A 24664-nucleotide genomic window follows, 5' to 3' on the forward strand; every position below is an offset into this window, starting at 1 on the left:
GTCAAAAAAACCGCTCGAAGGCGGGTCTTTTCAATCCACCACTGCTAGCCCTTCGAGACCCATCAACGCGGGATATGGCTTTCCCGACCCAACGTGTATTTCATATGGGCAATTTGGGCACGCCCCTTAGCGGACGATATTGACGGCGCGACCGGAACCGGCGCGGTCGCGGCTTGCGCCGCTCCTACCCCTCAGAGCGGATCTGCGCCTTCTGGAAAGTGGGCGGGCTCAGACCCACTCGCGCGAGGGCAGGGTGTAGCGCCGTTGCGGTTGGCCGATGAGGTCGAGGAAGTTGTTGAACACCGCGTCGGCGCGGGTCTGCATGGCGTGGATGTGTTCGAGCGTGTGCGCGCGGATCGCCGCTTCGCTGGTGTCGTGGCCGAGTTCGGCCAGTTCTTCGCGGTAGACCGGGTTGGTCAGCCAGCGTTCGATCAGCGGCACGTCCATTTCCAGATGGAACTGGAAGCCGTAGGCGTTGTCGCCCCAGCGGAAGGCCTGTTGCTCGCAGGTGTCGGTGCGGGCGAGGTGGTGCGCACCCTGCGGGACTTCGAAGCTGTAGCGGTGCCACTGGAACACCGGTGCGGTGCCGGCCAGCGGTGCGAGTACGGGGTCGCCGTGGCCGGCCTCGGTGGTCTGCAGGGGATACCAGCCGATTTCGGGGCGGTGGTGTTTACGCACCGGCGCGCCGAGGACGTGGGCGAGCAGTTGCGCGCCCAGGCAGATACCGAGCACCGGCTTGCCCTGTTCGAGCATGCGTTCGATCGCGAGCAGTTCGGTGCGCAGATGCGGGCGCTGCGCCTGGTCTTCGACGTTCATCGGTCCGCCGAGCACGATCAGGCCGCGGTAGCGGTCGACGTTCGGTTGCGCCTGCGGGTCGCGGTCGAAGTTGGTGAAACGGATGCGATGGCCGCGACGCCGGATCAGGGGATCGAGCGTGCCCAGCGGTTCGGCGGCGACGTGTTGGAATACCAGGATGCGGGGCATGTGCGGCGGCGTAGCGACTACGCTGCGACTATGCCAAAGATCGGCGCCGATACGCGATGGTTGGCTTATGAGTTTTGGTGCGGATGCGGTGGCTGGCTGCCGTTGCCGCGAATGGCTCCCTCTCCCGCTGGCGGGGTGAGCGAACGCCGCTTGCGAGCCATTGGCTCGCGCGTTTGCGAACGCCCGAACGCCAGGCGTTCGGGCGGGGGTGCGGGTTAGAGGGGCAGCTTGCGCGCCCTCATCCGGCCCCCGCCTTCGCGGGGCAGGCTCTTCCGCCCCCTTCTCCCGAACGCGAGAGAAGGGGGGGCATCACCCCTCAGCTCGACTCAGCGCGGCGGGCGCGGCTTGAACGGCTTGCGCGGGCCGCCGTGCGACTTCGGGCCGCCGGGGCCGCCCGGACCGCGCGGGCCACCGGGGCCGCCGGGACCACGCGGGCCGCCCGGGCCCGGACGACGGCTGCGGCCGCCTTCGGTGTCGCCGGGGCTGGCGTGCTGGATGCGCAGCGGGTGACCGGCCACGCGCACCTTCTTCAGGTGCTCCATCAGTTCGCGCGGCATGCCTTCGGGCAGGTCGATCAGGGTGTAGTCGTCGCGGATGTCGATGCGGCCGATGTAGCGGCTTTCCAGATCGGCTTCGTTGGCGATCGCGCCGACGATGTTGCCGGGCTGGACGCCATGGGCATGGCCGACTTCGATACGGAAGGTTTCCATGCCGACTTCGGGCGCGCCGCGCGGCGCGCGTTCGGCGCGCGGTGCCGGCGACTCGTCGTCGAACAGCGACTCGGCCTTGTTGGACGGACGCGCCGACGGCGGGGTGTACTGGCGGTCTTCGCGACGCGGCGCCGGGGCGCGCTCGCCTTCGCGCGGCGCACGCGCGTCGGTCTGGCGGTATTCCTTGCGGTGCGCGCCGGAATTCGAGGCGTTGTCGCGCTCGACGAACTTGCGCGTCGCCGCGCCGCGGTGTTCGCGCGGGCCGTCGCGTTCTTCGCGCTCGTAACGCGCCGCCGGAGGCGGGGTCAGCAGCAGCGGGCTGTCGCCCTGGACCACCTTGGCCAGCGCCGCGGCGATCTCGACCGCCGGCACGTTCTTCTCGCGTTCGTAGCGTTCGACCATTTCGCGGAACAGGCCGAGGTCGGCGCTTTCCAGGGCTTCGGTGATGCGGCCGAGGAAGCGCGCGACGCGCTGTTCGTTGACGGTCTCGACGCTCGGCAGTTCCATCGGCTCGATCGGCTGGCGCGTGGCGCGTTCGATCGCGCGCAGCATGCCGCGCTCGCGCGGGGTCACGAATAGGATCGCCTCGCCCTTGCGTCCGGCGCGGCCGGTGCGGCCGATGCGGTGGACGTAGCTTTCGGTGTCGTAGGGGATGTCGTAATTCAGCACGTGGCTGATGCGGTCCACGTCGAGGCCGCGCGCGGCGACGTCGGTGGCCACCAGCACGTCGATCTTGCCGTCCTTGAGGTTCTGGATGGTCTTCTCGCGCTGCGCCTGCTGCACGTCGCCGTTGATCGCCGCCGCCGACAGGCCGCGCGCGCACAACTTCTCGGCCAGCTCTTCGGTGCCGAGCTTGGTGCGCGAGAACACGATCATCGCGTCGTAGGGTTCGGCCTCGAGGATGCGGGTCAGCGCGTCGAGCTTGTGCACGCCGCTGACCGACCAATAGCGCTGGCGGATGTTGGCGGCGGTGGTCGTGGTCGACTTGATCGCGATCTCGACCGGCTCTTTCAGATAGGTCTGGGCGATGCGCTTGATCTGGCTCGGCATGGTCGCCGAGAACAGTGCGACCTGGCGCGATTCCGGGGTCTTCTTGAGGACGTTCTCGACGTCGTCGATGAAGCCCATGCGCAGCATTTCGTCGGCTTCGTCGAGCACCAGGCAACGCAGCTCGGACAGGTCCAGGGTGCCGCGGTCGAGGTGGTCGATGACGCGGCCGGGCGTACCGACCACGACGTGCACACCGCGCTTGAGTGCCTGCAACTGCGGGTAATAGCTCTGGCCGCCGTAGATCGGCAGCACGTGGAAGCCGGGCAGGTGCACGGCGTACTTCTGGAAGGCCTCGGCGACCTGGATCGCCAGCTCGCGGGTCGGCGCCAGCACCAGGGCCTGCGGTTTGAACTGCTTGGGATCGATCTGGGCCAGGATCGGCAGCGCAAACGCCGCGGTCTTGCCGGTGCCGGTCTGGGCCTGGCCGAGCAGGTCGCGGCCTTCGAGCAGCGGCGGGATGGTGGCGGCCTGGATCGGCGAGGGCGACTCGTAGCCGACGTCCTTGAGCGCGCGCAGCAGCGGCTCGGACAGGGCGAGGTCGGTGAATTTCGGGGTATCGGGGGAGGTATTGGTCAGGTCGGCGCTCATAACGAGGCTCAGCAGCGCCGGCGATGCCGGTCGGAAGACCCACCAGTTTACTCCTATGAGTGTGGAGCTACGGCTCGGTCGCAGGATCGGCGGGCATCCTGGGTACAGGTGCGGGGCGGACGGCGAGGGCGATCGGGTGGGGTTTCGACGATCTTCCGGCTCGCCCCGACGTCGTCTGTGCCGGATCGGTCCTTTGCGGGCGACCCGTCGGCTGCAACTTGCTTCGTTTGCACGTTTGTGCACAATTTATCTCAATCATTAACGATTGGGCCGATATGTCCGCCGAGGAATTGCTGCCGCAACAGCGTCATCGCCTGATCCTGGAGCGCTTGCTGGCCGAGGGCCGGGTGATCGCGGTCGACCTGGCCCGCGAACTCGAGGTCTCCCACGACACCATCCGCCGCGACCTGCGCGAGATGGCCGCGGCCGGGCAATGCCGGCGGGTCTATGGCGGGGCCTTGCCGATGGCGCCCGATCACGGTTCGCTGGCGCAGCGCCGGACCCAGGCGCCGACGCGCAAGGCGGCGCTGGCGCGCGCCGCGTTGGCCTTGGTCGAACGCGGGCAGTTGCTGTTCCTCGATGCCGGCTCGACCAACATCGCCATCGCCGAGGTCTTGCCGCGCGATTTCGACCTGACCGTGGCGACCAATGCGCCGGCGATCGCGGCCTTGCTCGCGCAACGCGACGACATCGAGCTGATCGTGATCGGCGGCCGCGTCGATCCGCACGTCGGCGCCAGTCTCGGTAGCGGCGCGATCCGCGACGCCGCGGCGATCGTCAGCGATCTGTATTTCGTCGGCGTCTGCGGCGCCGATGCACAGGCCGGCATCAGCGCGATCGACTACGAGGATGCGCAGTTCAAGCGCGCAGTCGCCGCCGCCAGCCGCGCGGTGGTGGCGGTGGCCACCGACGACAAGCTCGGTACCGCCGCGCCGTTTTCGGTATGGCCGGTCGAAGGCGTGCAGGCCCTGGTGATCGAGCACGGCGGCGACGCCGCCGAGGCCGAAGCTTTCGCTCGACTCGGCGCGCGCGTGCTGCGCGCCGAACCACCGACTGATGCCGCGCGCGTGCTGCGCGCCGACCCACCGACTGATGCCGCGCGCGTGCTGCGCGCCGAACCTGCCGATTAGAGCGGCGCATGACCAGCAGCCTGGGCGCCGATGCCTTCCGCATCGTCCTGTCGCGGCGACACGCCGCCATCGAACCGAGAACGATCATGACCGAATTCGATCCCGCCGCCGTTGCGGCAGACAACGAGGCAAGCGCCGCGGGCGAGCGCGAAAACGCCGGCGCCACTGCAGCGACGGATGCCACGCGGGCCGACGCAGCTATCGGCGCGAGCGAGCGCCTGTCGACCCGCATCGCCTTCTTCATCGCCGGCCTGGCGATGGCGGCTTGGGCGCCGCTGGTGCCGTACGCGAAGGCGCGCACCGGCATCGACGAGGGCATGCTCGGGCTGCTGTTGCTCGCGCTTGGCGCCGGTTCGCTGGTGACCATGCCGTTGACCGGCGCCATCGCCGCGCGTTACGGCTGCCGCCGGGTGATCCTGCTCGCCAGCGCCGTGGTCTGCGCGGCCTTGCCCTTGCTCACGCATTTCTCCGGCGTGCCGGCGATGGCCTTGACCCTGTTCGTGTTCGGCGCCGCCATCGGCACCATCGACGTCGCCATCAACATCCAGGCGGTGATCGTCGAGAAGGCCAGCGGGCGTGCGCTGATGTCGGGTTTCCACGGCTTTTTCAGCGTCGGCGGCATCGCCGGCGCGGGTCTGGTCAGCGTGCTGCTGTGGCTGCAGGCGGCCCCTGCGATCGCGGCGATGAGCGTCGCGGTGGTCTTGGCCCTGTTGATGTTGGCCGGCAGTCGCGGCCTGTTGCGCTATGGCGACGACAGCCACGGCGGCGGCTCGATGTTTGCGTTGCCGCACGGCGTGGTGATCCTGATCGGCGCCTTGTGTTTCATCGTGTTCCTGGCCGAGGGCGCGATGCTCGACTGGAGCGCCTTGCTGCTGGTGTCGCAGCGCGGCGTCGCGGCCAGCGTGGCCGGCATCGGCTACGCCGTGTTCGCGCTGGCGATGACCATCGGGCGTTTCAGCGGCGACCGCATCGTCCACCGTTTCGGCCCGCGTCCGGTGTTGGCGGCCGGCGGTGCCTGCGCCGCTGCGGGTTTCGCCTTGGCGGCGCTCGCGCCGAGCGCCTTGCCGACCTTGCTGGGTTTCGCCCTGGTCGGTTTCGGCGCCTCCAACATCGTGCCGATCCTGTTCAGCGCCGCAGGCCGGCAGACGGCGATGCCGGCCGGTCCGGCGATCTCCGCGGTCAGTACGCTGGGTTATGCCGGCATCCTGGTGGGGCCGGCCGCGATCGGCTGGATCGCCAAGCTCAGCAGCTTGCCGGTGGCGTTCGTGCTGCTGGGTGCGGCGTTAGTCGCTGTGGCCGCGAGCGCACGCATCGCTGCGGCGCGCGATTGAATCGAAGGTTCAGCGCGGCCGTTGCGCCAGCCAGCGGTCCAGTTGCGCGGCGAAAGCCTGGCGGTCGCGCGCATGAAACACCGGCGGGCCGCCGGTCTGCACGCCGGCGCCGCGCAACTCGTCCATGAAATTGCGCATCGACAGGCGTTCGGCGATGTTGTCCGCGGTGTACAGCTCGCCGCGCGGATTCAGCGCGACCGCATGCTTTTCCAGGGCCAGCGCCGCCAGCGGGATGTCCTGGGTGACCACCAGGTCGCCGGCGACCACGCGCTCGACGATTTGCGCATCGGCGACGTCGAAGCCGCCGGGCACCTGGATCGCGCGGATATAAGGCGACGGCGGCGTGCGCAGCCACTGATTGGCGACCAGGGTCACCTGCACCCGGGCGCGGTCGGCGGCGCGGAACAGGATCTCCTTGATCACGCCGGGGCAGGCATCGGCATCGACCCAGATCTGCGGTGCGGGGGTGTCGGTCATGAGGCGGGCGAGATCGGCTTCGGCAACGATCCGGCATTGTCGCGCCAAGTCGTGCGCCGCGTCGCCTGTCGCCGCCCGCGGCCCGCTACCATGTTCGTCTCCGCCGCGGTCCTGGCGGCCATCTCAGTGGGGCGCCGCGCATGATCAAGGTCCATCACCTCAATAACTCGCGTTCGCAGCGCGTGCTGTGGCTGCTCGAAGAGCTGGAACTGCCGTACCAGATCGTGCATTACCAGCGCGACGCCAAGACCATGCTGGCGCCGCCGGAACTGCGCGCGATCCATCCGCTCGGCAAGTCGCCGGTGGTCGAGCTCGACGGCCAGGTGCTGGCCGAATCGGCCGCGATCATCGAGACCCTGAGCGAGCGCTTCGACAGCAGCCATCGCCTGTCGCCGCCGCTGCAGCCGCTGGACGGCGAGGAACGCCTGCGTTATCGCTACTGGCTGCATTACGCCGAAGGTTCGGCGATGCCGCCCTTGCTGTTGAACCTGGTGTTCTCCAAATTGCGCCGCGCGCCGATGCCGTTCTTCGCCAAGCCCATCGCCCGCGGCATCGCCGACAAGGCGGTGTCGGCCTTCGTCGGTCCGCAACTGGCCCTGCATCTGGACTACATCGAAAGCGAATTGGGCAAGCACGAGTGGTTCGCGGGCGATCGCTTCACCGCCGCCGACATCCAGATGAGTTTCCCGGTCGAAGCGGCGGTCGCCCGGGCCAAGGATCGCGAACGGCCGCGCATGCAGGCTTTCGTCGAACGCATCCAGGCGCGGCCGGCCTACCAGCGCGCCCTGGAGCAGGGCGGGCCGTACTCGCTGCTGAGCTGACTGCCGAGCCGAACCCGCGCCGGCTTGGTTTCGGCCCGGTCCGGGCCCACTGATGGGGAACGCGCCGCGACGCCGGCGCTGCCTTTCTTCCGAGCATCGTCCTTTCGAACACCGTCCTTTCGAGCCTCATAGCCCCGCATGCATTCGCCGCACTTCGACAACGCCTTCGTCCGCGAACTTCCCGGCGACCCCGACACCTCGCCGGGCATACGCCAGGTGCATGGCGCGCTGTATTCGCGGGTCGACCCGACCCCGGTGGCGGCGCCGCGGCTGTTGGCCTGGTCGGCCGAGATGGCCGAACGCCTGGGTTTCAGCGAGGACGAGGTCGTCAGCCAGGCCTTCGCCGAGGTATTCGGCGGCAATGCCTTGCTCGACGGCATGCAGCCGTATGCGGCCAATTACGGCGGCCATCAGTTCGGCCATTGGGCCGGGCAGCTCGGCGACGGCCGCGCGATTTCGCTCGGCGAAGTCGTCAACGCCGCCGGCGAGCGTTGGGAACTGCAGCTCAAGGGCGCCGGCCCGACGCCGTACTCGCGTACCGCCGATGGCCGCGCGGTGCTGCGTTCGTCGGTGCGCGAATTCCTGTGCAGCGAGGCCATGCACCACCTCGGCGTGCCGACCACGCGCGCGCTGAGCCTGGTCGGCACCGGCGAGGACGTGGTGCGCGATATGTTCTACGACGGCCATCCGCAGGCCGAGCCCGGCGCGGTCGTGTGCCGGGTCGCGCCGTCGTTCATTCGCTTCGGCAATTTCGAGCTGCCGGCCTCGCGCGGCGAGACCGAACTGCTGCGGCAACTGGTCGACTTCTGCATCGCCCGCGATTTCCCGCACCTGGGCGGCGAGGGCGAGGCCCGCTACGGCGCCTGGTTCGGCGAAGTCTGCGAACGTACCGCGGTGACGATGGCGCACTGGATGCGGGTCGGCTTCGTCCATGGCGTGATGAATACCGACAATCTTTCGATTCTCGGCCTGACCATCGACTACGGCCCCTACGGCTGGATCGACGACTACGACCCGGACTGGACGCCGAACACCACCGACGCCGGCCAGCGCCGCTACCGTTACGGCCAGCAGCCGCAGGTGGCGTACTGGAACCTAAGCCGGTTGGCCGGGGCGCTGTCGCTGTTGCTGCCGGTCGAGGCCTTGCAGGACGGCCTGCGCCGTTATGTCGACGCCTACAACCTCGCCGAGCGCGACAGCATCGCGCGCAAGCTCGGCCTGCGCGAATGCGGCGACGGCGATGTCGAGCTGATGCAGCAACTGCGCGAGTGGCTGCACCGCCATCAGGTCGACATGACGATCTTCTTCCGCGCCCTGGCTTCGGTCGATATCGCGCAGACGCAGCCGGAATCGCAGGCTTTCGCCGAGGCCTATTACGACGCCGAACTGGGCGCGACAGGCGAGGCGGCCTTGCGTGCCTGGCTGGCGGCTTACGCCGAACGCGCGCGCGCCGACGCCTGGCCCGCGGACCAGCGCATCGCCGTCATGAACGCCGCCAACCCGCGTTACGTGCTGCGCAATTATCTGGCCCAGCAGGCCATCGACCGCGCCGGGCAGGGCGACCTGCAAGGCATCGCCGAACTGCTGGAGGTGCTGCGCCGGCCGTACGAGGACCAGCCGGGCCGCGACGTCTATGCCGCGCGCCGCCCGGAATGGGCCCGCGACCGCGCCGGTTGCTCGATGCTGTCGTGCAGCTCATGAGTGCGTAGTTCCTGAGCGGGCATCGCGAACCCATGGGGTTTGCCGCAGAATCCGCTGCCATGAACCCGCTTCTCGAACTCCGTGTCGTCGACCGCGACGATGCCGCATGGCATGGCGCGTATTGCGATTACGTCTCGCAGGTTTTCCGCCAGGCCGATTTCCGCCGTTGGTGCGAATGGCGGCAGTGGGGCGAGGACTACCGCGCGTTCTGCATCGTCGGCGACGACGGCCGCGTGCTCGCCAACGCCTCGGTGTCGCGCATGCGCTTGCTGGTCGAGGGGCGCGAGCTTGTGGGTTATCAGCTCGGCGCCGTCGGCTGCCTGCCGCAGGCGCGCGGGCAGGGGCTGGCGCGCAGGGCGATGCAGGCCGCGCTGGCGTATTGCGGGCAAGCGCCGGTGTTCTTGTTCGCCAACGACAGCGTGCTCGACTTCTACCCGCGCTTCGGCTTCGCGCCGGCGCCGCAAACACTGTTCGAAGCCGAGCTGCAAGCCGAGCCGGCGGGCGAGGGCCGCATCGTTCGCGCCGCCGCCCTCGACCTTGCCGACGGCGAAATCCGCGAAGCCTTCCTGCGTTCGGCGGCCGCGGCGTCGCCGGTCAGCGCACGCTTCGCCGCGCGCGATTACGGCCGCATCGCGACCTGGTACGTCGCCAACGGCTACGCCAGCCCTGCGCACCGGCTCGACGACGACACCTGGGTGTTCGCCGAGGTCGAGGACGGCGTACTGACGATCGAAGACGTGTTCGCGACCCGGCCGTTGGATCTGTCGGCGGCGCTGCCGCATTTGATCGCGCAGCCGATCCACACGGTGCGTTTCGGCTTCACCCCGGAACGGCTGTGGCCGCGGGCCCGTGCGGTCGCGGCGGAGGCCGACGCCGATCTATTCGTGCGGAATCTGGTCTTGCCGGCGGGGCCGCACCGGTTTCCCTTGCTCGCGCGCACCTAAGCGCGGCGGCGGCAGGCTGGCGACGGCAGAGTGGCGAGGGCGGGCCGGTGTCGCCGACGGCGCTGGCCGCCGTCGATCCCGGGCCGCCCGGCTGCGCCGCGCCGACGACTCGCATCGCGCGGCGGCCGTGGCCCGATGACGGCCGGCGCCGCGGCGCCGCCGCAGCCGCCGGGCCGGTCGTTCAGACCGGGGCGAAGCCCTTGGTGGTCTTCTTTTCGTTCTTTTCGGCGCGCTTTTCCTTCATGGTCTTGGCCGGTTTCTTCTTGGTTTCCTTCTTGCGGTCCATTCCCTTGCTCATGATCTCTTCCTCGTTCGATGGCGGCGCGTCGCAGCGGATGGCGGGCGCCCGTGGCCAAGTATGCGCCGCCCGGCGGGTCGGCGCCTGCGTCCGCCAGCCTCCGTTGGCGCGGCCTTGCGGCTGAACCACGGGGCCGCCGGCCAGCCCCGGCCGCCCGACCCGGCCTGCCGATTGGCGCGCCGCGCCCGGTAGAATGGTCGGATGCCCCTGATTACCGTACAGAACGCCGACTACAGCGTCGGCGGCCCGCTCCTGCTCGAAAACGTCGAACTGTCCATCGAACCGGGCGAACGCATCGCCCTGATCGGTCGCAACGGCGCGGGCAAGTCCACTCTCATGAAACTGCTGGCCGGCGAACTGCAGGCCGACGACGGCGAAATCCGCCGCGAATCCGGCGTGCGCATCGCCCGGCTCGAACAGGAAGTGCCGCCCGGCGCCAGCGGCACGGTGTTCGACGTGGTCGCCGACGGCCTCGGCGAGCTCGGCCACTGGCTGGCCGAATACCATCACCTGAGCCACGCCGAACCCTTCGACGGCGACGCCCTGGCCGACGTGCAGACCAAGATCGAGGCTGCCAACGGCTGGGGCCTGGATCAGCGCGTCACCGAAACCCTCGACCGCCTCGGCCTGGACGGCGAAGCCGCGTTCTCGGGCCTGTCCGGCGGCATGAAGCGGCGCGTGCTGCTGGCGCGCGCGCTGGTCTCGGCGCCCGACCTGCTGCTGCTCGACGAACCGACCAACCACCTCGACATCGAAGCCATCGACTGGCTCGAACAATTCCTCAAGTCCTGGCAGGGCGCGCTGCTGTTCGTCACCCACGACCGCCGCTTCCTGCGTTCGCTCGCCACCCGCATCGTCGAGATCGATCGCGGCCAGGTCACCAGCTGGCCCGGCGACTGGGACAACTACGTGCGCCGCCGCGAAGAGCGCCTGAACGCCGAGGCCCAGGAAAACGCCCGCTTCGACAAGCTGCTGGCGCAGGAAGAAGTGTGGATCCGCCAGGGCATCAAGGCCCGCCGCACCCGCGACGAAGGCCGCGTACGCCGGCTCAAGGCGATGCGCAACGAACGCCAGGCGCGCCGCGACACCGTCGGCAACGTGCGCATGGACTTCGCCCAGGCCGAGTCCTCGGGGCGCAAGGTCATCGAGGCCAAGGACGTCAGCTTCGACTACGGCGGCAAGCCCTTGCTGAGCAATCTGTCGACGACGATCTTCCGCGGCGACCGCATCGGCCTGATCGGCCCCAACGGCAGCGGCAAGACCACCCTGCTCAAGACCTTGCTCGGCGACCTCAAGCCGAGCGCCGGCGAAGTGCGCGAAGGCAGCAAGCTGCAGGTCGCGTATTTCGACCAGTACCGCGCAACCTTGCGCGAAGACTGGAATGCGATCGAGAACGTCGCCGAGGGCCGCGAGTATGTCGAGGTCGGCGGCAAGCAGAAGCACATCATCGGCTACCTGCAGGACTTCCTGTTCACCCCCGAGCGCGCGCGTGCGCCGATCACCCGCCTGTCCGGCGGCGAGCGCAATCGCCTGCTGCTGGCCAAGCTGTTCGCGCAACCGTCCAACCTGCTGGTGATGGACGAACCGACCAACGACCTCGACGTCGAGACCCTGGAGCTGCTGGAAGAGTTGCTCGGCGACTACACCGGCACCTTGCTGCTGGTCAGCCACGACCGCGACTTCCTCGACAACGTGGTGACCTCGACCCTGGTCATGGAAGGCGAAGGCCGGGTCGGCGAATACGTCGGCGGCTACAGCGACTGGGTGCGTCAGCGCGCCAACGCTGCGGCCAGGAGCGTCGCCAACAAGACCGTGGCCCCGAAGCCGGACGCCCAAGCGGCCGCACCGGTCGTCGCCAAGCGCAAGCTGAGCTACAAGGACGCGCGCGAACTCGAGCAACTGCCGGCGAAGATCGAGGCCCTGGAAACACGCTTGGCCGAACTCACCGCGCAGATGAACCAGCCGTCCTTCTACCAGCGCGACGCCGCCGCGATCAACGCCCACAACGCGACCCTCGCCGAGGCCCAGGCCACGCTCGACGCGGCCTATGCGCGCTGGGCCGAACTGGACGGCTGAGGGGCGCCTGGCCTAGCCGCCGGCCCCCAACTTCCGTCGCTTGCGCGGAGCGTAGGCGGCGGTTCCTAATCCCCTCGAACGCCGGCGCGGCCGGCGAGGGGAGAGCGGCGATGCGCAGGGTCGGATCGGATCGGAGCGGATCGGAACGGAGCGGATTGGGTCGGAGCGGATCGGATCGAATCGGACTGGACCGAATCGGACTGGACCGAATCGGACTGAGCCGGCTCGGATGGGGCGGGGCGCTGGCGTTGGCCTTGCTTGGTGCCGGCAACGCCGCGGCCGCGGTCAAGGACACGGCGCCGAATGGGTTCACCATCGAGAACGAGCAGGTCGTCCCGGTCGACCAGGCCACGGCATGGAAGGCCCTGGTCGAAGACGTCGACCGCTGGTGGCCCAAGGACCACACCTGGTGGGGCGCCGAATCGACCCTGTCGATCGACGCCCGCGCCGGCGGCTGCTTCTGCGAGATCGGCCGCAACGGCCAACAACAAGCCCAGCACATGACGGTCAGCTTCGTCGACCCCGGCAAGACCCTGCGCCTGCTCGGCGGCCTCGGGCCGCTGCAGGGCATGGGCCTGGGCGGGGCGATGGAGTTCCGCCTGAGCCCGGTCAACGACGGCGGCACCCGCATCGCCCTGCATTACCGCGCCGGCGGTTACACGCCCGACGACCTCAGCAAATTCGCCGCCTTGGTCGACAAGGTGCAGGGGCTGCAACTCGGCGGTCTGGCCGATTACCTGCGCCGCGCGCGCGACCCGGCCAAGGCAGGTTCGGGCAAGTGAGTTCCGGGCTCGCCTATCGCACCCGCCACGATCGCGGCGCGATCCTGGCGACGCACCGCCACCACGCGCCCTACGCGGCGCTGGTGCTGGACGGCGATTACACCGAATCCAGTCTCGACGGCCCCTTGCCGTGCCGCCCAGGCACCTTGGTGCTGCATCCGCCGTATCACGCCCACGGCGATCGTTTCGGCCGCCTCGGCGCGAGTGCGATCAATATCGAATTGCCGAACGATCGCTTCGTCTTCGCCGCCAGCGCCTGGCAGGTGCACGACCTGCGCGAAGCCCAGGAAGTGTTCGCGCGTTGTCCGCAGCGCCTGTCGGAACTGCTGGCCTGCGCAACGCCGCAGACGGCCGTGGTGGTGCCCGATTGGCAAGGCGAACTGCTGCGCACGATGGCCGAATGCGACGACGAGATCGGCACCCTCGCGCGTCGCCTGGGCGTTTCCGCCGAGCACGCCAGCCGCGCCTTGACCCGCACCTACGGTATGTCGCCGCAGGCGCTGCGCCGCGAAGCGCGCTGGCGCCATGCGTTGCAGCTGCTGGCCGGCAATGCATCGCTGGCCGAAGTCGCCGCCGCCGCCGGCTTCAGCGACCAGAGCCATCTGCACCGCATCGTCGTCGCCCATGCCGGCTGCACGCCGGCGCGGCTGCGCGAACAGGTCCGCGGCCGGCTCCGGCAACAGATCAATTGCGTACAAGACCGGCCCCTGGCCATCGCGGCTTAATGTCTCCAACGCGCCGCCGGCGCACCAGGAGCCACGCCATGAACCTCACCCGACTTGCCGCCGCCACGGCCTTGCCCGTCCTGCTTGCCTGGGCGGCGAGCGGCGCATCGACGACGGTCCCCGCCAGCGGTCCGGTTGCGGCCAAGGCGGTCAACGATGCGCTCGGCGCGTCGCTGCGCGCCGACATGCCGACCGCGCTGAGCACCTTGAAGGCGGCCCCGCTGGAGGAGTTCAACGCCAAGGACGCCGCGTTCCGCGCCTGCATGCTCAGCCGTCACGACCGCAGCACGCCGCCGTACCTGGCCGGCACCGTCGCCGATCCGTTCGCGCGCAGCGTGCTGGAGGTGTATCAGCGCTATTGGTGGAAGGCGTTGCGCGACCCGGCGCTGCGTCCGGCCGAAGAGGCGCGCTTGAAGACGGATCTGGCCGCGCTGATCGGCGAGCCCGCGCCGGCACCGACCGAAGAAGCTTTCGAAGGCTTGAACGAGCGCATCAACGTCGAACTGCGCAAGCGCGGCTTTCATCCGCTGCAGGGCCGCACGCCGCCGCTGTACGACCTGATGCTGTGGGGCCGGCAGGAGGAGCGGGCTTACACCGTCGATCTGCCGAGCGGCGAGCAGCAGCCGGTGAAGGTGTTCGTGATGGACGGTTGGGTCAGCCGCGGCTGGGCCCACTACACCTCGTGCGAGCGCACCGGCGCGGCCGGTTGGGCCAAGCCCGAGGGCCTGTACGCCGTGCGCAGTTCCTACGGCGACATGAAGGGCGAAGACTTCCGGGTCAGCTTCCTCGGCCACGAGGCCCAGCATTTCGCCGACATGAAGCGCTGGCCGGAGATGCCGGCCTGGACCCTGGAGTACCGCGCCAAGCTGGTCGAACTGGCCCAGGCCGATACCACCCGCGAGAAACTGCTCGACCGTTTCTATCGCAGCCAGGACGACGAACCCGATCACCCGCATCCCTACGCCAACAAGCGCGTCACCGCCGAGGTGGCGACGAAGCTCGGCCTGGCCGCCGACGCCGATCTGCGCAAGGCCGATCCCGAAGCGGTGCGCCGCACCGCGCGCGAAGTGCTGATCGCCGACACCCAGCGGCGCGAGGCCGAGGGCGATGCGAAGACCGGCGAGGTTAACAGCGGCGAGGCGAAATCGGCCGCGGCGGCGCCTGTCAGCCGGCCATGACGAAAGCTTGCGCGCGCGGCGACGGGAGTGCCTGCGCCGCGCGCGTCTCGCGACGCTCGACCCGGGCGACGCGGCCTTCCTCCATCACGATCAATTGATCGGCGACATCGAAATAGCGGTCGTCGTGGGTGATCGCGACGATCGCCTTGCCGCGCGCCTTCAGCGCCGGAAGGATCTCGTGATAGAACACGGCCTTGAAGGTCGGGTCCTGGTCGGCGGCCCATTCGTCGAACAAATACAGTTCTTTGTCGTCGATGATCGAGGCCAGCAAGGCCATGCGCCGGCGCTGGCCGTCGGACAGGGCGAGGGTGGAGAAGCGGCCGTCGCGGTAGCTGACCTTGCGGTCCAGGTGCAGGGCCTTGAGGTAGTGGTCGACGGTCGCCTTGAGCTGGTCGTCGTCGGCGCCGAGGATCTGGTCGAACAGGTGGTAGTCGGAATAGATCGCGCTGACCGACTGCCGGTAGGTGCCGATCGAATCGTCGCTGACGGCGTGCTCGCCGAAGCGGATGGTGCCGCCGACCGCGCGGTAGTGCAGGGTCAGCAGCTTGCTCAGGGTCGACTTGCCCGAGCCGTTGCCGCCGACGATGAAGCTGATCTCACCCTTACGGAACTCCAGGTCGAGCGGGCCGACCCGGAAGCCGTCGTCCTTGTCGTCCTTGCTGCCGTGGCGGTAGCTGACCTGCTCGAAACGCACGCTGTCCCAGTCGCGCGCCGGCTCCTGCACGGCCGAGATGGTCTCCTGCGGGATCTCCTCGAACAGCTTGGCCACGCGTTGGATCGATACGCGCGAGATCGAGATCTGCGGCAAAAAGCCGAGGATCGCCGAGATCGGCCCGGCGATGTACAGCAGCGCCATGATCACCCCGATCAACTGCTCGTTGCTGATCGTGCGGTAGTTGACCACGATGAATACGATCGAGCCGATCACGAAGAAACTCAGCAGGTCGCCGTAGTTGCTGGCCGCGCGCAGGATCGTATAGCCGGTCTTCTCGTCCTTCTGCACCGAGCGTTCGCAGTGCATCAGCACCTTGTCGAAGAAGGCCTCGCGCTTGGCGTCGTCGAGCTTGAGCTCCTTGATACCGTGGATGAGGCCCTGGATCGATTCCTGCAGGTGGTCGAAATGCTGGCGCGCGCTGTTGAAATAACGCCCGCCGATCAGCATCGGGATTTGATAGGTGACCACACCGAAGGCGATGCAGCCGAGCACAAACCAGAACAGGTCGGCGTTGAGCACCAGCAAGAAGCCGAGCATGCCCAGCAGCATGACCAGGTTGATCAGCATGTCCGGGAACATGCGCGCGCCCAACACGATGCGCGGCACGTCCGAGGTCAGGGCGGCGATCAGCCGCGAGTGGCCGATCTTCTCCAGCGCCGACAGCGGCGCCTGGGCGATGCGGTCGTACAGGCGGGTGCGCAGGCTGGAGGCGACGTCGATCGCGACCCGGGTCAGCACCACCTGCGACAAGGTCCGGGTGATCAGGATGAACACGCACACCAGCGTGAACACCAGGGCGAACGGGGCGTTGGCGATCTCCAGCGAGAACAGCCGGGTCGGCGCGGCCGCGATCGTGTGCAGGCGCGGGTCGCCTTGCTTGAGCACGTTCATCACCAGCGGGATCAGCAACGAATAGCAGATGCCCGACAGGCCGCCCAGCAGGATCGAGAAGAACACCTTGTTGGGCGCGCGGCGGGAATACTCGGCGAACAGTTTCATTCGGCGGCTCCTGTGGCCTGGCCTGCGCGGGGTGCGGCGGCGGGCCGGTCGTAGCTCGCCTCCAGCCTGCGGTATTCGACATTGCGGAAGGCTTCGACGCTGTCGTCGTAGTGCGGGCTGAACACGTTGCCGGACTGGCCGGTGGAATTCATGTAGTGGTGCAGCACCGCGTCGCGGCGCAACGCGATCACTTGCCGGAAGCCGGCGCCGAAGGCTTGCAGATAACCGTCCGAGCCGGCGTAGGCGGCGCCGGCGACGTTGACCGAATTCGGCGAGCCGCCGTTGCCGACGCGACGCTCGAACAGTTTGTCGAACGGCTTCCACTGGCTGAAGGGCGTATGCCGGTACACGGTGTGCTGGACCTCGCCCCAACGCCAACTGTCCATGCTCCAGTCGCCCTTGAGCTTGTACAACTCCCACAACGCGCGTTCCTGCGAGGCCGCCAGGGCCTGGTCGCAGGCCTCGCGCGCTGCGGTGGCGGGGCGGTCGCACCAGCCCGCGCCGTCGGCGCGCAGCAGCGCGGTCAGCTGATCCAGGCCGACGCCTTCGACGAGCCCGTCGAGGACGTCTTCGCCCTCGGTCTCGCCCCAGTTCGCCTGCAGGCGGTCGGCGTAGACGCGCTCGCGGAAGTGCCGCATCCAGGCGTGGAAGATCGCCGCGGCCTGACTGTCGGCGCGCATGTCGCCGTTCCAGTCCTTGAGATGGCGGGCCGCTTGCGCGCGGTGTTCCCCCATCTTGTCCGGGGCGTTGCCGTCCGAAAGCCTGCTGTCGGAGAGCCTGTTGTCGGAGAGTTTGGGCAGGCGCTTGCGCAACTCGCCGATCAGCGCCGCCGCTTCCAGGTCGAGGGTATCGGCCTGGATCCGCTGCATGTCGGCCACGCCCAGGCGCTTGCCGGTGTCGATGCGCTCGCGCAGCAATTGCTCGATGCGTCGCGCGCGCGCCGGCGAAGCCCAGTCGTGCGAGACGAAATACGGGTAGCCATCGCCGGCGACCTTGTTGTTGGCGGTGACGATGTAGCCTGACGGCGGGTTGTAGCTTTGCGGCCATTGCGCCGGCGGCACTTCGCCGGACCAGCCGTAGGCTTCGTCCCAGCCCGGCGAGGGCAGGGTGCCTTCGCCCTGTTTGCGCAACGGCAGGCGACCGGCGCCGAGGTAACCGATGTTGCCCTCGCGGTCGGCGTAGACCATGTTCATCGCCGGGGCGACGTGGAAGGCCAGAGCCTGGCGGAAGCCGTCCCAGTCTTTCGCATAACCGAGGCGGAAGAACGCCTCGTAACTGGTGTCGCCCGGGTCGAGCCCGGTCCAGCGCAGCGCCACCGGTTGATCGAACACGCCGTAGCGATCGCTGATGATCGGCCCGTGCCGGGTCGAGCGGACCTTCAAGGCGACCGGCGCGTACTGCTCGCGCAACTGCCGCGGGAAATCGGCGCGCACCTCGATGCGCTCCTTGCGCACCGCGAACGCCTGCCAACCGGCGCCGGTTTCGTAATGCTCGCTGCCGCGGTCGACGCGCTCGAAGAACAAGTCCTGGGTGTCGGCCATCATATTGGTGCCGCCCCAGGCGAGGCGCTCGTTGCGTCCGAACACCACCACCGGCAGGCCGACCAGGCTCATGCCCGAGGTTTTCAACCCCGGCGCCTGGATGCTGAGCGGATACCACAAGGACGGAATCTGCAGGCCGAGATGCGGATCGTTGGCGAGCAGGGCGGCGCCATCGGAGGTCAGGCGACCGGCCACCACCCAGGCATTGCTGCCGGTGTTCGGCACCGCCAGGCCGTAATCGCGCTGCAACTGCGATTGCAGGCGGCCGATCGAGGCCAGCGGCGCGGCATCGCGCGCGCCCAGCGCCGCTACCGTGGTCGGCGCATCGGCGGGGTAATCGGGGAAGAACGGTTTCAGCTGCGCTTCGTCGAGGCCGCGCTGGGCGACGTAGCGCGCCAGTTCGCGTTGGAAATTGCCGCCCAGATCGAGCGCGAACATCTTGATCCAGGCCAGCGAATCGCGTTCGGTCCAGCGCTCCGGCGCGATGCCGAACACGCGGAATTCGCTCGGCAGCGGGTGGCCTTCGCCGATCCAGGCATTGATGCCGGCGGTGTAGGCGGTCAGCGAACGCTGCGCCTGCGGGCTCAGTGCCGGCCACGCAGTGGCGGTGGATTCGTACAGGCCCAGGGTACGGAACCAGACGTCGGTGTCGACGCTGTCCTTGCCGAAAATCTCGCTGACGCGGCCGCGTGCCAGGCGCCGTTGCAGTTCCAACTGCCACAGACGGTCTTGCGCTTGCGCATAGCCGACCGCGAAGAAAGCGTCGTCGTCGCTCGCTGCCTGGATGTGGACCATGCCGTCGGCATCGCGCCGGATCGTCGCCGGTGCCGTGGCGCCGCGGCTGAGCTGCGCGCGGCCGATCTGCAAGTTCGCCGTTTGCGGCAGGCTCGCTTTCAGCGACGACCAGGTCCAGACCGAAGCGGCCAGCAACGGTACGACGACGATGGCCAGGAACCGCGAGGCGAGCGGAAAGGAACTGAATAATGCAAAAAACTTCACCGATGCTCTCGCCATGATCGTGAAGGGGACGACTCCCTGTCTCCGCCGTCGACGCCGTCCCCACGGAGTGTCGATGCGTGCGTTCCATTGCGGCGCCGGCTTTCGCCTTTGCCCATGCGCCGAGCCGAAGCGCCGCGCGCCCGGCGCGGATGCCATTGCCGCGCGTAGTCAGGTCGTCGCGACGAGAACGGACCGCGCAGCGTCGGTTCGCCATCCTCGCGGCTCGGCGTTGCACATGACGAGACGCAACGGCCCGCAGCGGGCGGGCGCACGAGTCGCCACCGTGCGATAGCTAACGCGATACTCGACCCCATCAGGCCATGCGGGCGTTCAGACGCGACCGCCCGTGGCCTGGCAGGCCGCAGAAGCGGGTCGTGTCCTGTGCATCCCCCGGATGCCGTTTACTGGGTTTCGGATATTTCCCTGTTCCTTGGGGTTTCGATCCTTTGTTTGCAGATTCTTGAGTGCGATCACGTTGTCGGCTATCGCAATGATCATGCGCCTATGGCGTCCCCGGATCCTTGCTGATAGGCGGTCATCGGTTCGACGAGAACAGCTGTCGATGAAAGACCAACGTCACACAGCAATAGCTTAATGAGGATGTGGCGTCAATAAAATGACTCTCGCTCATGTAGGTGAATCGAGTTGGCGAAAAAATCGTCAGTGCACTCGAAAGTGGTGTTTTCCCTGGGGATTTGCCTAATACATCGCCTTCACATCGAATCAGGGCGCGTGCATTGAAGTGTGTAGGTTGCACGTACCTGGCCGTATTTTTTATGTGACTGCGTTTCAGTTTCGTGTGGTTGTAGAGACCAAGTGCACAGATTCCATACGTACATTTGACGCGCTTGAGACGCCAAGCGTATAAGCCTCGCGAGGGCCGATTACGCAAGATGCAGTGGCAAGCGTCATGGGCCCCGGAGTTGCGCGGATCGCGTTGACGACCGTCGCAACGAGTGCGAACCAGCGCCATTAGGCTCGCACCGTCCGAACCGAATCGGCTCGGACTCAGGGGGAAATCGAAAGGAAGTACCAGCGGCGGCGCGCGGGTTTCGCGCGTCGATGGAGAGTTGTTGGTCCGCATATCGCATGAAGCGAAGCACGCCAGACATGGGGTCTTCGAACGGAAGCAGTTCAGTCAAGCAAAGGTTTGCTCAAGGAAGTCAGTGTGCAAAGTTTTCCCGAGATCATGCTTCACCGTGCCCGAACCATGCCCGACGCCGTGGCCTGCCGCTTTTTCAAGGGCGCCTCGTTGGAGCCGGAGGTATTCACTTTCGGCGGCCTGTTCGAGCAAGCCGCCGGCCTGGCGGCGCGGTTGCAGCAGCGCGGCCTGTCGGGCCAGCGCGCGGTATTGGTGTGCAAGTCGCAGCAGAGTTTCGTAGTCGCCTTCTATGCCTGCATGCTCGCCGGCGTGGTCGCGGTGCCGTCGGCGCCGCCGCGCCGTCAGGTGATGCAGAGCCGCCTGCAGTTGATCGTCGGCGACGCCCAGGCGCGCGCGCTGTTGTTCGACGGCGACGAATTGCTCGACACCGAGCTCGAATTCGATGGCGAGCGACTGCTCAAGATCGACCTGCGCGAACACGACGCGGCGGGCTTGCGCGCCGATGCCGGGCAGTGGGCTCAAGCGTTCCCCGAACCTTCGGCGCACGCTTTCTTCCAGTACACCTCCGGTTCCACCGGCGACCCGAAGGGCGTCGTCGTGAGCCACGGCAACCTGGTGCATAACTGCGCCGCGATCCAGGACGCGATGGAACTGTCGCCGGATTCGGTGCTGTTCACCGCCTTGCCGTTGTTCCACGACATGGGCCTGGTCGGCGGCGTGTTGCAGCTGATGTACAGCGGCTGCCCGGCCGGCTTCATGTCGCCGTCCGAGTTCGTGCAGTATCCGGAACGCTGGCTGCAGATCATTTCGAAGTTCGGCGTCACCGTCAGCGGCGGCCCGAACTTCATGTACGACCTGGCAGGGCGCGCGATCAAGCCCGAACAGATCGAAGGCGTCGACCTGTCGTCGTGGCGCGTCGCCTTCTGCGGCGCCGAGCCGATCCGCGCCGCCACCGTGGCGCGTTTCGCCGAACGTTTCGGCGAGTATGGCTTCCGCGCCGAATCCTTCTACCCCTGTTATGGCATGGCCGAGTCGACCTTGCTGATCACCGGCGTGCGTTGCGGCACCGCAACCGCGGTCGATCGCCGCGACGGTGCGGCCGTGGTCGGCTGCGGCACGCCGCGCGTCGGCATGCGCCTGGTCGTCGTCGATCCGCACACCCACCGCCTCGTGGCGGACGGCGAGGGCGGCGAGATCTGGGTGCACGGCGCCAGCGTCGCGCAAGGCTATTGGCGGCGTCCCGAACTTAACCGGATCGCCTTCCATGCGCGCATCGAGGGCGAAGCCGAGACGGTGGCGCCGGGCGGTTACCTACGCACCGGCGACCTGGGTTATCTGCACGACGGTCAGTTGTTCGTTACAGGCCGGCTCAAGGACCTGATCATCGTCAACGGCCGCAAGTACGTGCCGCAGGACATCGAAGACGAATGCGAGCAGAGCCATGAAGCGCTGCGCCAGTCCGGCGGCGCCGCCTTCGACGTCGCAGAGGGCGACAGCGGCCGATTGGTGGTCGTGTTCGAACTCAAGCGCGAATGGCTGCGGCGCCATCCGCAGTGGGGCGATGTGATCGGCTCGATGCGCGCCTCGGTCAATTCCGCCTATGGCTTGCCGGTGTCCGAGGTGGTGCTGATCAAGCCCGGCACCTTGCCGCGCACCTCGAGCGGCAAGGTGCGGCGCAACCAGTGTCGTATGGATTATCTCGCCGGTGCCTTGCAGCGCGCGGGATGACCGACCGGCCCCGCAGAGGGCCACGCGGACCGCGTCCGCGACAACAACAAACGTAACGCCAGTGAGTGCAGCGCCGGTCCTCGCGGACCGGAAGACATGGAGCAGTTGGGGGTAGGGCAATGAGCAAGCGTGAACCGTGGTTGATCGATGCGATGGCCGAAGTGCTGGAGGTGGACCGCTCGCAGTTGTCGGCGACCGAGTCCTTCGCCGAACTCGGCGTGGATTCTTTGTTGGGACTGCGCTTGACGCGCAAGTTGGAAGACCTGCTGGGCAGCGAAGTCGAACTGGAATGGTTGTTCGACCACCCCAGCGTGCGCCAGCTCGCGTGTTTTCTCGACGAGCGTTTCGGCGAGATGGATGCCGCGCCCGTCGGTCCGGGTTGAAGCAGCGGGCCCGACGAACCAAACCCTCCGCAGGCTGGTCCATGGACGGTTCCGCGATCCGGAACCGGGCGGCCTGCTCAACGCGTCACGAAAGGAATCAGCGACATGAGCGAATTTCCGGTATCGCCCGCGACTCGCCACTGGCATAGCGCCGCGCCGCTCGCGCTCGAACTCGGGCAGAACCTGCCCGGCTACACCCTGGGCTATCGCACCTGGGGCCAGCTGTCCGCGGCCGGCGATAACGCCGTCATCGTCTGCCACGCCCTGACTGGTTCGGCCGACGCCTCCGAATGGTGGGAACCCTTGTTCGGCGCCGGCAAGGCGCTCGACCCGCAACGCGATTTCATCGTCTGCAGCAATGCCCTCGGCAGTTGCTACGGCAGCACCGGGCCGGCCTCGCCGCATCCCGATGGCGGCCACTGGGGCACGCGCTTTCCCAAGCTGACCATCCGCGATCAGGTCCGCGCGCAGATGGCCTTGGCCGATGCGCTCGGTATCCGCCGCATCAAGCTGGTGATCGGCGGTTCGATGGGCGGCCTGCAGACCCTGGAATGGGCCTTGCTCGATCCGCAGCGGGTCGAATCGATCGCGGTGATCGCCGCGAGCGCGCGCCACTCGGCCTGGTGCATCAGCTGGAGCGAGGCGCAGCGCCTGTCCTTGCGCGCCGATCCGAAGTTCCGCGGCGGCGACTACCCGCGCGAGGACGCGCCGCATGCCGGCCTCGGCGCGGCGCGCGCGATCGCCATGGCCACCTATCGCAGCCCGGCCTCGCTCGACGACCGTTACGGGCGCGCCAACGGCGCGGCGGTGTTCGATGTTCACGCCAAGCTTCCCGACGACTTCGCCGTGCGCGGCTGGATGCAGCATCATGCCGAGAATTTCGTCCGCCGATTTGACGCCAATTGCTATCTGGCGCTGATCGATGCGATGGATCAGCACGACGTCGGCCATGGCCGCGGCGGCGTCGACGCGGCCCTGGCGAGCATCCGCCAGCCGGCCCTGATCGTGGCCATTTCCAGCGACGGCCTGTATCCGCCGGCCGAGCAGGAACTGCTGTGCGAATCGATTCCCGGCGCGCACTTCCTCGAGATCAACTCGCGCCACGGCCACGACGGCTTCCTCATCGATGCCGCCGCGATGGAGCGCAGCATCGCCCAATTCCGCGGCGTAGCCGCCACACCGGGCCACGGCGCCCGCTTCATCAACGCAGCGGAGGTCGCAACTTATGCTGGCTGATTACTCGCCCGTACGTATCCAAGCCCGCAACAGCGTGGTCGACGCCCACCGCGTCGACCTGGTGCTGATCGGCGCCCGCGGCAAAGTCGGCAGCGCCTTCCGGCGCCAGCTCGGCAATCGCCAGCCGGCCTTGTTGTCGGAAGCCAATCTCGATCTGCGCCTGCTCGCCGGTTTCGACCGCCGCGGCTTCGCCTTCGACACCCACGGCATCGTCCCGGAGTCGATCGACGAGCACATGCCCGAGCGCGGCGCCGACGACGTCGAACGCCTGATGTCGCACGTCGGCCGCCACGGCGGCGTGCGCACCCTGGTGGTCGACTGCACCGCCAGCGACGAGATCGCCGATTTCTATCCGCGTTTGTTGCTGGGCGGCATGGGCATCGTCGCGGCCAACAAGCGCGCCAACGCGCGCAGCCTGTCGAGTTATCGCGACCTGCAGCATGCCGCGCGCGAACGCGGCGTGCCCTACCGCTACGAGACCACGGTCGGCTCGGCGATTCCCTTGCTCGGCCCGCTGCGCGATCTGCGCCTGCGCGGCGAGCGGGTGATCTCGGTGCAGGGCGTGCTGTCGGGCTCGCTGAGCTACATCCTGCATCGCATGCACGAAGGCTGCCTGTTCTCGGCCGCGGTCGCCGAAGCGCGCGCGCTGGGCTATACCGAGCCCGATCCGATGGAAGACCTGCGCGCGATCGACCTCAGCCGCAAGTTGTTGGTGCTGGCGCGCGAGGCCGGTTTCGCGATGGAGCTCGAAGACCTGGTGATCGAGCCCTTCGCTGATCTCGACATCGCTTCCGACGATCTGATCCCGGCCCTGCAGGTCGCCGATGCCGGCTGGAAGGCGCGCATCGCCAGCGCCCTGGAGCAGGGCGAGCGCTGGGTGGTGCTGGCCGAGGCCAGCCGCGAAGGCGGGCGCATCAACCTGCGCCGGGTGCCGGCGCACTCGTCGTTCGCGCAGCTCGAACCGGGCCAGAACCTGATCTCGATCCGCACCGAACTGCAGGACCGCATGCCGCTGTGCGTCAGCGGCCCGGGGGCGGGCGTGGAGATCACCGCCGCCGGCGTGCTCAGCGACGTGGTCGCGGCCGCGGCGCACTGGACGCGCCAGGACTGAGGCGCAGCGACACAGGACCGCCGGTCGCGAGACCGGCTTCGGCAGGACGCGAATC

At 68.1% G+C, this 24664-nt stretch carries 18 protein-coding genes; 13 read left to right on the forward strand and 5 right to left on the reverse strand.

The genetic code is table 11. From position 1 onward, the window contains the following. Window positions 1-228: 228 nt before the first annotated feature. Together LC490_RS04665 and LC490_RS04670 are read right to left on the reverse strand one after the other, a co-directional pair. Window positions 229-984: a gamma-glutamyl-gamma-aminobutyrate hydrolase family protein gene (locus LC490_RS04665; protein ID WP_223619436.1), complete on the reverse strand. Its 756-nt coding sequence runs from the start codon at window positions 982-984 to the stop codon at window positions 229-231. Between the two features lie 326 nt (window positions 985-1310). Further along, the gene (locus LC490_RS04670; protein WP_223619437.1) at window positions 1311-3332 is read right to left on the reverse strand and encodes a DEAD/DEAH box helicase; all 2022 of its coding nucleotides are present in this window, start codon (window positions 3330-3332) and stop codon (window positions 1311-1313) included. Window positions 3333-3607: 275 nt separating this feature from the next. Between LC490_RS04670 and LC490_RS04675 the strand changes: the two genes are divergently transcribed. Continuing rightward, complete coding sequence (locus LC490_RS04675; protein ID WP_223619438.1) at window positions 3608-4462, forward strand: DeoR/GlpR family DNA-binding transcription regulator; 855 nt, start codon at window positions 3608-3610, stop codon at window positions 4460-4462. 8 nt (window positions 4463-4470) lie between these two features. Continuing rightward, window positions 4471-5793, forward strand: a complete 1323-nt coding sequence (locus tag LC490_RS04680; protein ID WP_343222998.1) for an MFS transporter — start codon at window positions 4471-4473, stop codon at window positions 5791-5793. A gap of 9 nt (window positions 5794-5802) precedes the next feature. On the opposite strand, the gene LC490_RS04685 is transcribed toward LC490_RS04680, so the two are convergent. Next, a complete protein-coding gene (locus tag LC490_RS04685; RefSeq protein WP_223619439.1) occupies window positions 5803-6270 on the reverse strand; it encodes a YaiI/YqxD family protein in 468 nt (155 codons plus the stop codon). Window positions 6271-6410: 140 nt separating this feature from the next. On the opposite strand from LC490_RS04685, the gene LC490_RS04690 reads away from it, so the two are divergent. The 7 genes from LC490_RS04690 (at window position 6411) to LC490_RS04720 (ending at window position 14795) form a co-directional block, all read left to right on the forward strand. Further along, entirely contained in the window at window positions 6411-7091 is a 681-nt protein-coding gene (locus LC490_RS04690; RefSeq protein ID WP_223619440.1) for a glutathione S-transferase, read from the forward strand. Window positions 7092-7229: 138 nt separating this feature from the next. Then, window positions 7230-8792: a YdiU family protein gene (locus tag LC490_RS04695; RefSeq protein ID WP_223619441.1), complete on the forward strand. Its 1563-nt coding sequence runs from the start codon at window positions 7230-7232 to the stop codon at window positions 8790-8792. A gap of 59 nt (window positions 8793-8851) precedes the next feature. Further along, the gene (locus LC490_RS04700) at window positions 8852-9736 is read left to right on the forward strand and encodes a GNAT family N-acetyltransferase (protein ID WP_223619442.1); all 885 of its coding nucleotides are present in this window, start codon (window positions 8852-8854) and stop codon (window positions 9734-9736) included. Between the two features lie 499 nt (window positions 9737-10235). Further along, window positions 10236-12110 (forward strand): ATP-binding cassette domain-containing protein, encoded by a 1875-nt coding sequence (locus LC490_RS04705; protein WP_223619443.1) that lies wholly within the window; start codon window positions 10236-10238, stop codon window positions 12108-12110. 248 nt (window positions 12111-12358) lie between these two features. Then, window positions 12359-12892 carry an SRPBCC domain-containing protein gene (locus LC490_RS04710; protein ID WP_223619444.1) on the forward strand — a complete coding sequence of 178 codons (534 nt, stop codon included), beginning with the start codon at window positions 12359-12361 and terminating at the stop codon, window positions 12890-12892. Next, on the forward strand, window positions 12889-13617 hold the full coding sequence (locus LC490_RS24575) for a helix-turn-helix domain-containing protein (RefSeq protein WP_031372230.1): 729 nt from the start codon (window positions 12889-12891) through the stop codon (window positions 13615-13617). The genes LC490_RS04710 and LC490_RS24575 overlap by 4 nt, the downstream gene beginning before the upstream one ends. Before the next feature lie 38 nt (window positions 13618-13655). Then, window positions 13656-14795, forward strand: a complete 1140-nt coding sequence (locus LC490_RS04720) for a hypothetical protein (RefSeq protein WP_223619445.1) — start codon at window positions 13656-13658, stop codon at window positions 14793-14795. Here LC490_RS04720 and LC490_RS04725 read toward each other — a convergent pair. Both LC490_RS04725 and LC490_RS04730 read right to left on the reverse strand, forming a co-directional pair. Then, on the reverse strand, window positions 14782-16509 hold the full coding sequence (locus LC490_RS04725; RefSeq protein ID WP_223619446.1) for a cyclic peptide export ABC transporter: 1728 nt from the start codon (window positions 16507-16509) through the stop codon (window positions 14782-14784). The two genes, LC490_RS04720 and LC490_RS04725, sit on opposite strands and share 14 nt — an antisense overlap. Further along, window positions 16506-19049, reverse strand: coding sequence for a penicillin acylase family protein (locus LC490_RS04730; protein WP_223619447.1), 2544 nt, complete (start codon window positions 19047-19049; stop codon window positions 16506-16508). The genes LC490_RS04725 and LC490_RS04730 overlap by 4 nt, the downstream gene beginning before the upstream one ends. Window positions 19050-20238: 1189 nt before the next feature. On the opposite strand from LC490_RS04730, the gene LC490_RS04735 reads away from it, so the two are divergent. The 4 genes from LC490_RS04735 to LC490_RS04750 all read left to right on the forward strand — a co-directional run bounded on the left by LC490_RS04735 (window position 20239) and on the right by LC490_RS04750 (window position 24609). Then, window positions 20239-21879, forward strand: a complete 1641-nt coding sequence (locus LC490_RS04735) for a fatty acyl-AMP ligase (protein WP_255610658.1) — start codon at window positions 20239-20241, stop codon at window positions 21877-21879. A gap of 119 nt (window positions 21880-21998) precedes the next feature. Continuing rightward, the gene (locus tag LC490_RS04740; RefSeq protein WP_051885037.1) at window positions 21999-22262 is read left to right on the forward strand and encodes an acyl carrier protein; all 264 of its coding nucleotides are present in this window, start codon (window positions 21999-22001) and stop codon (window positions 22260-22262) included. Between the two features lie 105 nt (window positions 22263-22367). Beyond that, window positions 22368-23498, forward strand: a complete 1131-nt coding sequence (gene metX / locus LC490_RS04745; RefSeq protein WP_223619449.1) for a homoserine O-acetyltransferase — start codon at window positions 22368-22370, stop codon at window positions 23496-23498. Further along, on the forward strand, window positions 23488-24609 hold the full coding sequence (locus LC490_RS04750; RefSeq protein ID WP_223619450.1) for a hypothetical protein: 1122 nt from the start codon (window positions 23488-23490) through the stop codon (window positions 24607-24609). The genes metX and LC490_RS04750 overlap by 11 nt, the downstream gene beginning before the upstream one ends. Window positions 24610-24664: the final 55 nt, after the last annotated feature.

Origin of the sequence: Lysobacter sp. ESA13C, assembly GCF_019970005.1 — a bacterium.
In the GTDB taxonomy this organism is placed as follows: domain Bacteria; phylum Pseudomonadota; class Gammaproteobacteria; order Xanthomonadales; family Xanthomonadaceae; genus Lysobacter; species Lysobacter antibioticus_B.